Origin of the sequence: Spirillospora sp. NPDC046719, from assembly GCF_040645715.1 — a bacterium.
Taxonomy (GTDB): domain Bacteria; phylum Actinomycetota; class Actinomycetes; order Streptosporangiales; family Streptosporangiaceae; genus Spirillospora.
This window is the reverse complement of record NZ_JBEYYT010000015.1, coordinates 21690-35284: the sequence shown is the minus strand read 5'-3', so window position 1 is coordinate 35284 and position 13595 is coordinate 21690. Positions and strand designations below refer to the sequence as shown.

The 13595-nt window shown below is 66.2% G+C and carries 8 protein-coding genes and 1 pseudogene; 2 read left to right on the top strand and 7 right to left on the bottom strand.

Features of this window, described 5'->3' with window-relative positions; translation table 11 throughout:
- Window positions 1-48: 48 nt before the first annotated feature.
- Complete coding sequence (locus tag ABZ914_RS04675; RefSeq protein ID WP_500191651.1) at window positions 49-2712, bottom strand: DEAD/DEAH box helicase; 2664 nt, start codon at window positions 2710-2712, stop codon at window positions 49-51.
- A 120-nt stretch (window positions 2713-2832) separates the two neighbouring features.
- On the opposite strand from ABZ914_RS04675, the gene ABZ914_RS04670 reads away from it, so the two are divergent.
- Window positions 2833-5820 carry a DEAD/DEAH box helicase gene (locus ABZ914_RS04670; protein WP_500191649.1) on the top strand — a complete coding sequence of 996 codons (2988 nt, stop codon included), beginning with the start codon at window positions 2833-2835 and terminating at the stop codon, window positions 5818-5820.
- A 27-nt stretch (window positions 5821-5847) separates the two neighbouring features.
- Here the strand turns inward: ABZ914_RS04670 and ABZ914_RS04665 are convergent, their stop codons facing one another.
- From ABZ914_RS04665 to ABZ914_RS04640, 6 genes and pseudogenes are all read right to left on the bottom strand, one after another.
- Complete coding sequence (locus tag ABZ914_RS04665; RefSeq protein ID WP_500191647.1) at window positions 5848-7143, bottom strand: McrC family protein; 1296 nt, start codon at window positions 7141-7143, stop codon at window positions 5848-5850.
- A complete protein-coding gene (locus tag ABZ914_RS04660) occupies window positions 7140-9596 on the bottom strand; it encodes a DUF8426 domain-containing protein (RefSeq protein WP_500191672.1) in 2457 nt (818 codons plus the stop codon). Before ABZ914_RS04660 ends, ABZ914_RS04665 begins: the two co-directional genes overlap by 4 nt.
- A 498-nt stretch (window positions 9597-10094) precedes the next feature.
- A complete protein-coding gene (locus ABZ914_RS04655; RefSeq protein ID WP_360581817.1) occupies window positions 10095-10283 on the bottom strand; it encodes a tyrosine-type recombinase/integrase in 189 nt (62 codons plus the stop codon).
- Between the two features lie 407 nt (window positions 10284-10690).
- Window positions 10691-10738 (bottom strand): annotated as a pseudogene (locus ABZ914_RS04650) (hypothetical protein); the annotation flags it as partial.
- A gap of 1081 nt (window positions 10739-11819) precedes the next feature.
- Window positions 11820-11975 (bottom strand): hypothetical protein, encoded by a 156-nt coding sequence (locus tag ABZ914_RS04645; protein WP_500191646.1) that lies wholly within the window; start codon window positions 11973-11975, stop codon window positions 11820-11822.
- Window positions 11976-12069: 94 nt separating this feature from the next.
- Window positions 12070-12660, bottom strand: a complete 591-nt coding sequence (locus ABZ914_RS04640; protein ID WP_500191645.1) for a TetR/AcrR family transcriptional regulator — start codon at window positions 12658-12660, stop codon at window positions 12070-12072.
- A 90-nt stretch (window positions 12661-12750) separates the two neighbouring features.
- Between ABZ914_RS04640 and ABZ914_RS04635 the strand changes: the two genes are divergently transcribed.
- Window positions 12751-13428, top strand: coding sequence for an SDR family oxidoreductase (locus ABZ914_RS04635; RefSeq protein ID WP_500191643.1), 678 nt, complete (start codon window positions 12751-12753; stop codon window positions 13426-13428).
- The last annotated feature ends 167 nt before the right edge of the window (window positions 13429-13595 follow it).

Here is a 13595-nt window from a genome sequence, read left to right as displayed (position 1 = left end):
TGGCCAGCCGAACGCGCTACACCCAGGCGCTCCACTGGGCGAACACGATCAGACGGCCTCCTCGCCCTCGGGCGGGTTCGCGGAGTCCCGGGAGAACAGGCGCTCCCGCTCGGCGGCGATCACCTCACGGGTGAGTTCGGCCTCGGAGACGTCGAACGCCTCGGGCGCGCTGTCCGCGGTCTCGCTGACGCGGGCGAAGTCCTCGAACAGCTCTCGCTTGCGGGCCAGGATTTCCGTGACCCGCAGGTCGACCCCCTCCTCGGAGAGGAGCCGGTGGACCTGTACGGATTCGAGCTGTCCCATTCGGTGGGCGCGCGCGATGGCCTGCCATTCGGTGGTCGGCTTGAGTTGGGGCTCGCAGATGACGACCACCGACGCCGCCTGGATGTTCAGACCGACGCCGCCGGCCACGATCTGGGCGACCAGCACGGCACCGTCCCCGGCTGCGGAGAACTGGTCGACGATGGCCTGCCTCGCCGCGGCGGGCACCGAGCCGGTAAGGGGCCCGAACACGTGACGAGGCAACGCCCGGACCACGTGATCGAGCACGTCACGGAAGTGCGAGAAGACGATCACCCGGCGCCCGTTGTCCTCGGCCTCCTCGACGATCTCGACGAGTCGCCGGACCTTCTCGGAGTTCGCGCCCTGAAGCATCGCGGCCTGTCGCATCGCCATGAACTTTCCGGCTGCCACGGCGGTCCGATAGGCAAGGAAGTCCTCGCGGGACAGCGGAAGCCACTCGTCGACCTCGACGAGTTCCGGCAGCTCTGTCAGCACGTCCTCCTGATTTCGCCGCAGGTACGCGGGCGCCACCTGTTTACGGAAGCGTCCAGGCGCGAGCTCGTCGGCGTCCACGATCAGGTCCGGGCGAAGATAGCTCACGAGGTTGCGGAACTCATCGATGCGGTTCTCCAACGGGGTTCCGGTGAGCAGGATCGTCCGGTCTGCGGCGTCTAGGACCCGCCTCGTCCGACGGGTTCGGAGCGCGGTCGGATTCTTGATGTAGTGGGCCTCGTCCACGACGGCGCAGCCCAGATCCTTCACCGCACGTATCTGATCCTCGAACCAGCCCAGCGTCTCGAAAGTGGTGACGGCGACTCCGCCGTTGCGGGCCCAGTTGCGTGCCGCGGCCTCGCGTCCCGGACCGTGTACGCGGTGAGGACGGAGGGACGACTTGGAGGAGATTTCGCGGACCCAGTTGGTCACCACGGCCGCCGGGCAGACCACTATCGAATGGTGATCACCGTTGGCGCGCAGATGAGCGAGGACGGCCAGGGCCTCGACGGTCTTACCCAACCCCATCTCGTCGCCGATGATCACCTTGCGCTGCACGAGCGCGAAGCGCGCGCCGAAGCTCTGGTAACCGCGCAGCGATGCCGACAGATACTCGGTGTCGAGCTGGAGCCGCCGTACCGCTTCAACGATTTCGTCGGGGAGGTCGCCGTGGGTCTTCTGCTCGTCTTCGGTCAGGAAACCCAGCTCGGAGAGCATGGCGAAGTAGTCGGCGGGCCGGCTGAGGAAGTCGTCCCAGGGGTCGCCGGAGGCAGCCGCCCCGCTAGCGCCGTCGATGGCCCGGGCACGGCGGCGGACCGCCTCGACCGCTTCCCTGAACTCCGAGACATGCGCGCCTACGGCGAACACGACGAGGTGGCTCACGTCCCGGTGGAGGACATGCGCGAGCGGTGCCAGCGCTTGGGCGAGCGCCAAGTCGGTTGTGGCGCCTTTCGTCTTGCGCATCGCGTCCCATGCCCCAAGGCATCGGAGCAGTTCGGTGGTCTCGGCGGTGCGCTTCTTGATATCGATGCGGACCGGCATCTCGTCGTAGGTCATCTGCCACAGCGTCTGGGCGGCGCCGCGCATCCGTGTGGCCGTCGTCGCGCCGATCCCCGGCAGGTATTCGAGCCGGGCCCCATAGTCGAGAACGGCCTGAACCGTGGTGATGCCCGCATCGGTCAAGGGACCGATGCGGAGCCGGTCCCGGGTGGCGTCTTTGAGCCGCTCCACCGGCATTTCGACGAGCATCCGCCGGACCTCGCGGTTCCGCACGGCCTGACCGGCGGACAGGGCGGCGGCACGGTAACGGACCTCGTCCTGGAGCGCCTTCTCTATCGTCCTGATCGAGATCGAGAGGTCGGCGACGACCGCGCTGGGGATGGCCTCCGCCGCTCGTCCCAGATCGGCGACCCGCGCACTGAAGCCGACCCAGTCGCTGAGGACATCGGCGACACCGACCTCGAACATCCTGTCGTCGTGGCTGTTCAGGCGGTGCAGAAGCTGTGGTAGTCCAGATGAAACTCCCCACTCGCGAAAATCGGCGACGAACCGCGCGGCGGCCTGACCGGCGTCGCGCTTTGCGCGGCCGGCGAAGAAGCGCCGAGCCCCGATCGCCGACCTGGCGTCGTGCAGGGACCTGGCGACCTGCGTGGTCAGATGCCTCAGCGTGCGGTCCTCGGCGGGGGCGATGGACGGTAGGTGCGCATGCCTCGCGACCCGCCCCAGGAGCCGGCCGTCTCCGGGGCTCAGCGGCAGCGCGCCCCAGTCGACCGTGCCGTCTCGCCGGAGAGCGACGACGGCACGACGCAGTGAATCGACGGCCTCGTCGGCCGCCCTCGCGACCTCGTCACGGTGCGCCAGCGCAGAATGGGCCTGATGGACCCAGCCGGTGACATCGGCGGTGATGCTGCGTAACTGTTGTTGTTCGTATCGTTCCATGGGCCTGACGGTCGGTCGGGGTTGCTGCAAAGATTAACCCGGAGCACCGACACGGGGGTCAGGAACCGCCACGTCGGTTCCGAAAAGAAGATAGGTGCGCTGCGGATCAGGAGGTCGTCAGTGCTGCTCGAGGGACTCAAGCCCGGCCTGCGCATCGAGGGACTCATCCCCGCAGAGGTGCTCACGGTCATTGCCGTGCAGTGGCATGGGGCCCACGCGCTTGAATTGACCTACAAGACGACGGCGGGCTCTCTCGGGCAGCAAGTGGTCTTCCGTAAGGACGAAGGCAAGCTTCGCATCGCGCAGTCCGGCAGCCGGGCTTTCGACGCCCCGGCCTCAGAGTTCAAACTGGCGGCAGAGGCCCAGCGCATCACGTTGGCGGGCCTCTTCGACCCGATGATCGCGGTCGCCACCAGTGACGTGAGGCCGCTGCCGCACCAGATCCAGGCGGTATACGGCGAACTGCTGCCGCGCACACCGCTGCGGTTTCTTCTCGCCGACGACCCCGGCGCCGGAAAGACGATCATGGCCGGGCTCTACGTCAAGGAACTGATCTTGCGCGACGACGTGGAACGATGCCTGATCGTCGCCCCGGGCGGGCTGGTCGAGCAGTGGCAGGACGAGCTGTTCTTCAAGTTCGGCCTCCGGTTCGACCTGCTGACCAACCAGCTCATCGACGCCAACGCCAACTTCAACGTCTTCGAGACCTATCCGCTGCTGATCGCGCGGATGGACCAACTCTCCCGCAACGAGCGCCTCCAGACCCAACTCCGAGAAACTGAGTGGGACCTGGTGATCGTGGACGAGGCACACCGCATGGGCGCCCACTATTTCGGAGGCAAGCTGGAGAAGACCAAGCGGTTCCAACTCGGCGAGTCTCTCGGTGAGGTCACCCGCCACCTGCTGCTGATGACCGCGACCCCGCACTCGGGCAAGGAGGAGGACTTCCAGCTCTTCCTCACCTTGCTGGACAGGGACAGGTTCGAAGGCAGGAGCAAGGTCACCGCGGACACCAGCGGGATCATGCGCCGAATGATCAAGGAGGACCTGCTCACCTTAGAAGGAAGAAGGCTCTTCCCCGAGCGGATCGCCGAGACCGTCCCCTACAAGCTGACCAGGCTGGAATACGAACTCTACGAGCAGGTCACCAACTACGTCCGCGAGGGCATGAACCGAGCCGAGCGGATCGGCGGCAAGCGAAGGAACACCGTCGGGTTCGCACTCACGGTCCTCCAGCGACGCCTTGCATCCAGTCCCGAGTCCATCTACAAGAGCCTCGTACGCAGAACGAGACGGCTGGAACGCAAGAAGCAAGAAATCCTCAATGGCACCTACAGGGACACCGAGCCGGCGCTCGATCTGGAAGGCTTGGATGCCGACGACTTCAGTGCCGAGGAGATCGAACAGGTCGAGGACGAACTTCTCGACGCCGCCACCGTCGCGCAGACGGTCGATGAACTCAACACCGAGCTACTCGAACTCGCCGAGCTGACCAGGGTCGCCGGGCAGGTCCGCGATCTCGGCACCGATCGCAAATGGAGCGAACTGTCCGCGATCCTTCGGGATAACGCGCTGACCACGGACGCGAACGGCAGGCCCCGAAAGTTCATCGTCTTCACCGAGCACCGCGACACCCTCGACTACCTGAGGGTGCGAATCGGTTCGCTGATCGGCCGCCCCGATGCCGTCAAGACCATCCACGGCGGCGTACGCCGGAGCGAGCGCCGCCAGATCACCGAGGATTTCACGAACAACCCCGACTGCCAGGTCCTCGTCGCCACCGATGCCGCCGGCGAAGGGCTGAACCTCCAGGCCGCCCACCTGATGGTCAATTACGATCTGCCTTGGAATCCCAACCGCATCGAGCAGCGTTTCGGACGCATCCACCGCATCGGCCAGCAAGAGGTCTGCCGCCTGTGGAACCTCGTCGCCTCCAACACGCGCGAAGGCGAGGTCTTCACCCGGCTCCTGCTCAAGATCGAGGAGCAGCGCAAGGCGTACGGCGGCAAGGTCTTCGACGTCCTCGGCGAAGCCTTCACCGGCACCCCGCTTCGCACCCTCCTCATGGACGCCATCCAGTACGGCGAGCGCCCCGATGTGAAGGCCAGGATGCACAGGGTCATCGATCAATCGGTCGGCGACGGGCTCAAGGAGTTGCTCGATGAACGGGCACTGGAATCCCAGCGCTTCACCGAGGCCGATTTCGCCGCGCTGCACGCCGCCATGAACGACGCCCATGCCCGCGGGCTCCGGCCTCACGACATCGAAACGGTCTTCAAGACGGCGTTCACCCGGCTCGGAGGTCGTATCGTCCAACGCGAACGGGGGCACTACGAGATCACCATCGTGCCTGCGCACGTCCGGGCCGGGAGGCATGGCCCGATCGCCGCCCGCTATGGCAGGGTCACCTTCGACCTTTCCCTTGTCCCGTCCGACGATCCGGGGCACGCGGAACTACTCGCCCCCGGGCACCCGCTCCACGACGCGGTCATGGACGAAACCCTCAGGCGGTTCGGCGGCGCCCTCAACGCCGGCACCATCCTGGTCTCCCCGACACTGACACAACCGCACCTTCTCGTCGGCGTGGTCGAGGAGGTGGCCGACGCCACCGGCGCTTCCATCGCCCGGCGGTTCGGCTATGCCTACGTCGACAGCCTCGGCACTGTCACACCCGCCGAGCCGGCACCGCACCTCACCCATGCCGCAGCCCCCGATTCTCCGGAGGTGAACGCGGCGAAGGCACTGCCGTGGCTGGCGGACGCCGAAGACAAAGCCACGAGCTGGATCATCTCGCACCGGTTGCCCGGCTACCTCGCCGAGGTCCGGTCTCGACGGTCGACGGAACTCGCCAGGACCCGCGAACTCGTCATCAACCGACTCGCAGGCGAACGCGACCGGCTCATGTTCGATGCCACCGCCGCGAGCAAGAAGGAACTTCTCGGCGAAAAGCCCAAGGAATCATCCGAGAGCCTTCGCCGTAAGGCTGTTGAACTCGACCATCGGCTCCGTAAACGCCTGGAGTTGATCGACCAGCAGGCACTGATGTCCGCCAAGCCACCGCTGATCTCGACCGCGGCCCTCGTTCTGCCCGCGGCACGCGGGTGGTGAATAAGGCTCCAGGGCATCAAGCAGGAATCAGCAGCTTCCGAAGTCCGCTCCGTTCAAAATCAGACGACGTAGTTCGGCAAGCAATGCCGGAGGCTCACTGGCGGCGATGGAGTTGATGCAGGACGGTATGTTGACCGCAATGGCGGTGATATGCGCGGTCGGCGCGTCCTGACGGTGGAGCGTGATGGTTTCGTGTGGGCGGTCACGGTCGCTGGCGTACAGGATGTAGGCAGTCGGCGAAACCCCGTCGCCTGACCTGCTAAGCGCGTGGGCGTAGGCGAAGTTCTGGAACAAATCTGCGGTCCCGATTCGCTTGTCCGCGTAGAGCTTGTACTTGGCGTCAATGGAGCAGCGCCACGCAGCAGGACCGTGGCCGCGGATGAGTTGGATGTCGGGAGTGATCGGGGTGTAGCGATGGCCGCTGCTCGTGCGGATGGCTCTGGGCAAGGATTCTTGGGGGCGCACACGGACGTCGGTGCCCGCGAGGGCCTCGTGGAGCAGACGGGTGACGAAATCCTCGAATAGGACATTCATGTTGATCATGAACGAGGGGGTGGCAGTATCGGAGCCGGTGTAGAAATCGGAGAACGCGGTCCCTCCCATCAGCATGCGAGCCCAACGGTGCGCCTGGCCGTAGTGCTCGTTGGCGCGGTGGTAGGTGAGACGCTCGGTGGCCGCTCGGGCGTCGAAGCCGGCGGTAGTGCACTGGGTGGTGAAGTCCGCGGCCAGGCGACGAGCTTCATCCCGGATGTGATGTGCTTGGGCGGTGCGAGCGGCGAGTTGGAGTGCGGCGGCGCAAAGACGGTTGTCATCGATGTCGCCGCTGCGTTCGTCGTAGCGGCACTCCAGCCGGTCGAGGAGTCCGAAGCGGCGTGTGACCTGCCGATCCACCAGTAGGCGCCCGCGGACAACCGGGAGAGCCTCCTCGTGTCGCAAGTAGTCGAGGCGCAGGCCATGGCGGAGGAGCCTGCCGCATTCCCTGTTCAGGAGCAGGCAGACCAGGTCACGCAGGTTCAGGCCGGTCCCGAGTTCTTGGAGGCGTCCGATGTCGTGCAGGGAATCGATCCCGGCGGCGTAATCGAGCATCTGCAGGACGCCGAGTTCCGAACCGACGAGCTTTGGCACGATACGGATGGAGGCGCAGTCGAGGTTGACGACGCCGATGTGAGGCCCTGCCTCGATGGAGAGGGTGCCGTCACGGAGCCAGTGCAGTGTGATCCGCTTGGCCAGGATCTCCGAGTCGGCCGCCTTGAGGTCCGCGGCGCTCGGATCCAGGCCAGGGATCCGCCGCTTGGCGTATTCGTCGACGTCGACGGGTGTCACGCGGTGGCGTCCAGTTCGGCGGCGAGTGCTTTCACGAGCGCGTCGTCGCCGAGCCCAGCTGCGGTGTGCTCGTGGACGTCGACGATCGTGGAGCCGAGAAAGCGGGTGAGCTTGGAGTAGTCGTCATAGGCGTACTCCTGCAGCAGCGGCAGCACCTCATTGCGGACCACGGCCGCGAGGTCGGCCGCATTGTCGATGCGGTCGCCGCCGGGCATGAAGAAGGAGTGCCCGATCTGCCGTTCCCGTCCGAGTTCGGCGACGACGCGGCGGTTGAGCTCGCGCAGCAGCAGGCCGAGGTCCAGGTCGTCGACCTTGTAGCCGTCCAGGAGGTTGGCGTCGGGTAGAAGCTCATGGAAAGCGAACCGGCGACGCAGCGCGGAATCCAGGAGCCGGATGCTGCGGTCCGCGGTGTTCATCGTCCCGAGAATGCTGACATTGAGCGGGACTGCGAAGCGCCGTCCCGACGGGAGCGTGACGTGGATCCCGCGCTTGTCCGGCTCGAGCAGCGTGATCAGCTCACCCAGGATCTTGGGGACATCACCGCGGTTGATCTCGTCAATCAGCAGGAGGTAAGGGCGGTCGGGGTTGGCGGCGGCCGTTTCACAGACCCTCGTGAACACCCCGTCCCGCAGCACGAGTTTCAGACCGCCCTCTGGGGCTTCTGCGGGCCGGAACCCCTCGATGAAGTCCTCGTACCCATACGCGGGATGGAAGGTCACCTGGGTGAGATGCCCCGCCTCCGAAAGGGCGTCCAGCGCGCGCTGGAAGGCGACTGATCCGTAAGGGGCCACCGGATCGAGCTTCAGGTCGGGCAGGCGCGTGGCGAGCCACCACAGGGCGAAACGCAGGCTGTGGTAAGTCTTCCCAGTCCCCGGAGGACCGTAGAGAACGACTTGGCCTTTACGGACGAGGAGGTCAGCGATCTGCTCTAGCGGCGGCTCGACCGAGATGACAACTGGTGCGGGGTTCGTTGTGTCCTGTGACCGGCCTTCCTTCAGGGTCCGCCAAAGGTCCGGTGGGACGGTGGCGACGGTGACGGTCCCCCAGGAGGTCTTGGGTTCGGCAAGCGTCTGAGCGTAGCCTGTATCCCATTCGACCGAGACGGTGTGTCGGAACTCCGAACGGTCAGGACGCCACTTGTAGCCCTCCTGAGTGACCGTGCCGACACCGAGGACCTCCTTGACACCCTTGTTGGCCACCACGAGATCCCCTGGCTGGAGGTCCATCAGTCGCCACAATTCGTTGGCCTTGGCAGAGATCTTGCTCTTGTTGCCCTTGTACTCGTCGCTGTAGGCGTCTTCGAACGTCGTGCGGTAGTCATCCGGGGAGACGAAGTCGGTCAGGTCCCCGACGTCGTCCCAGCCGACGCAGATGTATCCGCCCGTCCGACAGTCGTCCCAAAACCGAGCTTGCTCCCCGGGAGCGATCTTGAGAATCGTTCTGGTGACCGGACGCGGGTCGGCCCACCCGTACAGGAACATCGCGACCTCGTACGGGTGCCATCCGGCGAAGCGCTCGTCCGCGTCGATGAGTTCCTTCAGCCGCTCGTGCGCGGCGAACGCCTCCAAAGACGTGGCGGCGTTTCCGGAGAGGTGAAAGATGAACGCCCGCACATGATCGCGGCTGCTGACCGGGAGGATCGTGTCCGGGAAGTAGACCGAGATGGCCTTGGCGGTGAGTGCCGGACCCGAGCGGAGCGCGGTGATGGTGTCGATGTCGGTGAGCCGGCCCTCCGCGGCGTGACCGAACGCCTCCGCGAACCCTGCCCGGACACCATTCCAGGCGTCCTGCTCGTTGTCATAACTCGGGCCAAAGTACCAGGAGTCATCGCCCCTGCGCCAATAGATGAGGTGCTTGCCAGCATGCCCGCCCTTCATGCTGCACAAGTCCGGGGTGCCGAACTCCATCCGGTAGCAGAAAGAGTCCTTCGAGCTGGAAGTGCCGAGGGCGTATCGCTCAAGCGGCATCAACGGCCACGAATCCAACGGAAAGTCATGGACGACCTGGGCGATCTGCTCTTCTACCGCCGCGATCCGTTCAGCGCAGGCCCCACGATCGAACTCGGCAAGTGCCGTAGACAGCGGCTTAGGTGGCACGCGGACTCCGTGCGCCGTGGAGAGAGGGATGAGCGTACAGGTTCGGCAGACCTGCGAGACCAGGCCACCCTTGCCGTTGCGCAGCCCTACCTTGGCAGCGAAGGCACGACGCCCTTCAGTGTCGTCTCTGGGCGCGGACTGGATGATGCGGCGCCAAAGGTCACCCTCCGGATCAGGATGAATCCTTCGTGCCTCCTCGTCCTCGGCCAGGTGCCCACAGTCCTTACGGTGGTGTATCGCCGTGCCAGTGCCACCAGGACAGGTCACCTCACCCGGTGAAGGAGTCAACTCGAACGCCTGTCCGTCGTAATGGACGATTTGCCGTCCGTCGGTTACCTCCTCAACGGTCACTGTCATGGTCACGCGATCCCTCCCAACGCTCGCGGACACTCGCCGAACAGTCTCTCCCCGTGCCGGCGCTGTGCGCTACCGAATCAGGCCAACAGAGCGCGTTTGTGAAGCTGGCCTTAAGCAAGGGCAACTAGGCGATCTTTGCGCGGGCCCAGGCGACTGACCAGCGAAAACCGCAGCGACGTCACCCAGTTGATCTCATTGCCGGAGGCAGTCCCACCGGTCCGAAGCCGAGTTTGACGACCTCGGCGAACATCTGGATGGCTGCTGGCCAGCCGCGGCGTCGACAAGTTCGGGCGGTCGGCGCGGGTCAAGGGCATCAAGCCGGTCATCGCCCGCCGCGACGGCACCCCGCACGGGTCCGGCTTGGGTGTCCACGGCTACGTCGTCGAACGCACCATGGGCCTGCTGCACTGGTTCCGCCGCTTATGCACCCGCTGGGAGATCCGCGATGACATCCACGGGGCCTCCATGACCCTTGCCGCAGCCATCGTCTGCTGGCCGTCAGTCGGTGCGGCGGCGGCTGCGGATCTTGTCGAAGGCGGCGAGGGCGGTGTCGTCGGCGTCGTCGAGGGTGTGGAGGTAGCGCTCGGTGGTGGAGATGGATCCGTGGCCGAGGCGTTCTTTGACGACCTGGAGGTCGGCGCCGCCGGCCAGGAGCCAGGATGCGTGGGCGTGGCGGAGGTCGTGGATGCGGACCTTGGGGTCCAGGTCTGCCTTCTTGAGGGCGGGCTTCCAGATCTTGTTGCGGAACCAGTTGGCGGGGACGTGGCCATCGGTTTCGCGCCGGCGAGGTTCGCGGGGGCTGTCCTTGCCGTCGGCGCGGCCAGGAGTTTGGAGTCGGCGTCCGGGAGGGCATGGTAGAGGTCGTCGAACTGCTCGGGGCTGATGATTTCCAGCGGCTTTTCGGGGACGGTGGGGGTGCGGACTCCTTTGCAGGGGTGGATGTAGGTGACCTGGTCGTTCAGGGCGGTGGTGAAGATGGCGCTGAGGACGACCTTGTTGTAGCGGATGGTCGCGGCGGAGATTCCGTTCTTCTTCATGCCGCTGATCCAGGCGCGGACGTGCTCGGGGAGGATGTCCATCATCCGCATCGCGCCGAACTCGGGCATGACGTGCTTGTAGATCGAGTAGTGGTAGCTCTGCATGGTGGACGGCTCGACCTCGTGGTTGGGCAGCCAGGTCTCCTCGACGTACTTCTTGAAGGTCTGCCGTCCTCGCTTGAGGTTGAGGTCCCTGCCCTTGCCGACCTCGGCCTCGGCGCGCTGCCAGGCCCTGTCGGCCTCCTTCTTGGAGGAGAAGGTTCCCGCCGAGGTGATCTTGCCTTTGAGGTCTTCGTAGCAGGCGGTGTAGCGCGGCTTGCCGTGGCGGTCGATGCGCTTGAACGCGTACCCCAACGTCACTCCCCCGAATGATCGTTTGTTAGTGGCTCGTTAGTGGACTCTGCCCCACGGGGCGGCATCCACGATGACTGCACGTCACGCACTTTAGGCCTCTGACCTGCATGTTCTCACGGATTCGACTGATCGCGTAGGAGGCAGGATGAATGCTTTCAGGGCACTGGGGGTCAAGGGGTCGTGGGTTCAAATCCCGCCGTCCCGACAGAGTTTATGCAGGTCAGAGGGCTAAACTAGAGTCGCCTTGTGGCTCCTCGAGCGGTGCTCGGGAGCCACAAGGGGAGCCAGCAGCCGCGGACTCACGGCCAGAAAGCGCCGTTCGTCCCGGTGGATAGATCACGTTCGCCGGAAACGCCGTGCCGGGCCCATGACGCTCTGTCAAAGAGTCCTCCCCGGTCACGTCCAGGGAACGGTGCATCAGTCAACCTTCCGCGTGACCCACGGCTGGGCGGAAGGGGAGCGCGGGTGAGCAGGGCACGCGGATAGAGGCGGCACAGCTGTCGGCCCGCCCCGGGCAGCCTCGATCCGATCGCCTCGGCTAAAAGTTGTCCCGCAATGGTGGAGAAGCGCGACCGGCGTGCTGCCGGTGATCTGCTGCTTCAGGGGTGGCTCAGCCGGCCATCGCCAAGTTGCGCATGAGGGCGATCCTGTTGCGGGTGTCGTGGTGGACGCCGTCGCGTTTGCGGCGGCAGTTGGGCAGGATGTTCCACCACTTCGTGTGAGTGAAGGCCTGCTCGACGCGGGTGTCCAACCATTTGTGGACGGCGTTGAGTGCACGCTACCGGTCGGCGGTTCGAAGCCATCGGCCGGGCCGCCAGACGGGCATGATGGCCTACCGGTTTCCCTGGTAGCCATCGTCCGCTGTCACGCGCGCACCCCGCATGCCCTGTTCCGCGCCCGCATTGCGGCAGGCGGTGCAGCCGTTGTATTTGCCCGGCACCGGGCGTCCGGCCATGACCACCAGCTGGCTGTCAGCGTCGATGGCCACCTGCGCGTTCCCCGAGTAGCGGTAGTGCTCGCCGCAGCGTGAGGGGCCTCGCCGAGAACAACGATCTTGATCGTCCGCCGCCACGGGACGGCTTTCAGGACCCGGGCGTTGGGTCGCCTTCTTGGTCGCGGGGGCCGTTGAGGGAATTGCGTGCCGCGGCGAGGATCTGGTCGGACAGCGCAGTGTTCTTGGTGGCGCGGGCGAGAGTGAGCGCGCCGATCATGGTGCAGAGGCGGGTGAGGCCGTCTTCGTCGTCCGTGCCGAGGAAGGCGGCGAACGCGGCCGCGCCTTCGGCGTAGATGCGGTGGGCCTCGGCGTTGCCGGGTTCGCGGGCCATGTCGGTGGCGAGGGCGGCGACCGGGCAGCCGGTGGCCGGGGCGTCGCGATGGGCGGCCGAGAGGTAGGCGTCGACGACGGCCTCACGGAGTTCGGCGGGGTCTGCTTCATGCCGGGCACGCGTCTCGGCGTGCTGCCGGGCGAGGTCTTCGAAGGCGTGGGCGGTGGCCTCGCCGACCAGGGCCTCCTTGGAGGCGAACTGCTTGTAGAACCCGCCGTGGGTCAGCCCGGCGGCCTTCATGAGGTCGGCGACGCTGACCGCCGTGCCCTGTTCCCGCAGCAGCCGCGAGGCCGTCTCGACGACCCGCCGCCGGTTCTCCTGTGCCTGCGTGCGCGATACGCGCCCCATCGGCCCCCCTCGATTTGGATGTCGGTCGACTTCTATCGTACTCTTCCGTTTAGATTACGAACATAATCCAAACGAGCCGTGGGAGCGAGCATGGAACTGAAGGGTGCGGTCGCCCTGGTCACCGGCGCCAACCGGGGACTGGGCAGGCAATTGGCCGCCCAGCTGGTCGAGCGCGGAGCGAAGGTGTACGCCGCAGCGCGCCGTCCCGAGAGCGTGGACCTGCCGGGCGTCGTCCCGCTGCGCTTGGACGTGACCGACGCCGAGTCGGTCGCGGCGGCGGCCGCCGAGGCCGCGGACGTAACGCTGCTGGTGAACAACGCGGGGATCTCCACCGGGACGCCTCTGGTCTCCGGAGACCTGGCGACGGTGCGGCTGGAGCTGGAGACGAACTTCTTCGGCCCTCTCGCGGTGACCCGGGCCTTCGCCCCGGTCATCGAGGGGAACGGCGGTGGCACAGTGGTCAACGTCCTGTCCGTCCTGTCGTGGTGGCACCCGGCCGGGTTCGGGGCCTACGCGGCGGCCAAAGCGGCGGCGTGGGCGCAGACCAATGCGGTCCGTGAGGAGTTGGCGCCCCGCGGCATCGGGGTGACGGCCCTGCATGTCGGCCTCATGGACACCGACATGGCCGCCGGCATCCCCATGGACAAGGCCGACCCGGTCGACGTGGCCGCCCAGATCCTGCGCGGCATCGAGAGCGGCCAGCCGGAGATCCTCGCCGACGACACCACGCGGGCCGTCAAGCGGGACCTGTCGGCCGCCTCGGCCTGACGCGCCGTCCAAGAGAGAAGGGCGATGCGGACCGCGACATCCATCCCCTCGGAGCGGATCGGGAGCGCCGAAGGCGCCCACGGCCCGGCCCGGCGGGGATGTCATCGTTGGGCGATCGACCGAACGATCTTTATCCGCTGAGGGCTCACCCGCACTCAACGCCCGGA